Origin of the sequence: Mesotoga sp. B105.6.4, from assembly GCF_002896535.1 — a bacterium.
Taxonomy (GTDB): Bacteria; Thermotogota; Thermotogae; order Petrotogales; family Kosmotogaceae; genus Mesotoga.
On record NZ_JWIM01000112.1, the window covers coordinates 1 to 1,711 of the forward strand.

Sequence of the window (1,711 nt, forward strand, 5' to 3'; positions counted from 1 at the left end):
TTTTGGCGTATTTGGTCTGTTTTGTAACATCGACTATTATAGTGTTAAAGGTAGCCAGCTTTGCAAATAATCGGATCTTCCAATAAAAAAACACAGAGACATATTCCAAACAGCAGGATAAGGCACTGGTGGTTTAGAAGAATTGAAAAAGGCTGGCAGGTGATGGTTGAAATGGCGTATTATATTGATCTGTTTTCGCCAGAAACATATGAAGCTTTTTCAAAGTCAGATAGAACTATTTCCGGATTTCGTATACGGCACAGAAATTTGGCAAACAAAGTTAATATCGGGGATAAACTTATATGTTACCTGACCAGACTCTCTCGCTGGATTGGTGTACTAGAAGTGACCAGCAAGCCTTTTATTGATGATTCTCCCCGTTTCTATGAAGCAAACGACCCGTTTATAGTAAGGTTCAAAGTCAAGCCACTGGTCTGGTTAGAAGTTGAGAAAGCCTTGCCAATACACGAGCCTGAGATATGGAAGGGATTATCCTTCACCAGAGACCTTCCGCCGAACTCGAATGCCTGGACCGGGAAGGTCAGGGGTAGTCTTGTTAGACTGGATGACGAAGACGGTGAGTTCTTGGAAGCAGTCCTATCAAATCAGGAACACTCCGGGAGGTTGTTCGCATACGACGTCGAAGCCTACAAGAAGTATCTACTACCTAGAGTCAGAGTTGAAAATAAAGACATACCTGTATCAGTCCCAACGGACGAGGACTCTGAAGATAAAGAAACGATAACTGAGCAAGCCGATGTGCGCGAGTCAATTAAGATTCAAGCCTTACTGGCAGATATTGGCGCTAAGATGGGAATGAAGATATGGATTCCCAGAAACGACCAAAGCAGAGTACTTTCTGAATGTAAGACCCGCAACCTGGCTATTCTGGATAGGCTACCACTTAATTACGATGAGACTACCCTAAAGACTATAGAGCAGATAGATGTTCTGTGGTTGAAAGGAAGATCTATCAAGAGGGCTTTCGAGGTAGAGCATACCACTTCAATCTACTCCGGTATTCTCAGAATGGCCGATCTGCTGGCGCTTCAGCCGAATATGGACATTAAGCTTCACATAGTAGCTCCATTCTCCAGAAAGGACAAGGTCTTTCAAGAACTGCAAAGACCTGTTTTTTCGTTGCTAGAACGTGGCCCTTTGTTTGAAACCTGCACATACCTTTCGTACGAAAGCGTAAGAGAGATAGCTTCTCTTTCTCATCTTGCACATCTTTCGGACGATGTATTAGAGGACTACAGCGAGAGTGCGGAAGATTAGGCATAACTCTTTTTCGTAGCAGACTCGCCTTTTTACATTTCATTCAAATCGGCTGTCAAGACTCGCATCTTCTGTAAGCTGAGCATCTACGATAAAGCAAGGTCGAGAAACTGGGCAAACTGAATTGCCGATCGAGACGCGGAATAAGAACTATGTCACTAAGATAGTGCTGGAATTCAGTGAACGTTTGGATGTATTCTTTTCGGACCGCTTGAGCGATGGAACCGTGACAAAAGTGTTTTTTGTTGACAAAGTTGACATAAACAATATATAATCTAGGAGAAGAGCATGGATCTGATGATGAATAAGCTGTTCTTCAATGTGCTTAGGAACAGAATACAAGAGATTATTGAAAACCGGGAATGCAATATCTACTTGCTCAGTGATGCGAAGAAGAACATAGATCTGATGAATGCTTTCTACAAGTCAGGAA

At 42.6% G+C, this 1,711-nt stretch carries 1 protein-coding gene; it reads left to right on the forward strand.

Annotated elements, in window-relative coordinates; genetic code table 11:
• The first annotated feature begins 171 nt into the window (after positions 1-171).
• Complete coding sequence (locus RJ60_RS14885) at positions 172-1,278, forward strand: hypothetical protein (RefSeq protein WP_133117319.1); 1,107 nt, start codon at positions 172-174, stop codon at positions 1,276-1,278.
• The last annotated feature ends 433 nt before the right edge of the window (positions 1,279-1,711 follow it).

What these genes read in the sequence shown, in the direction of transcription:
- RJ60_RS14885 (WP_133117319.1), top strand. Translation starts at nt 172, where the DNA reads ATGGCGTATTATATTGATCTGTTTTCGCCAGAAACATATGAAGCTTTT.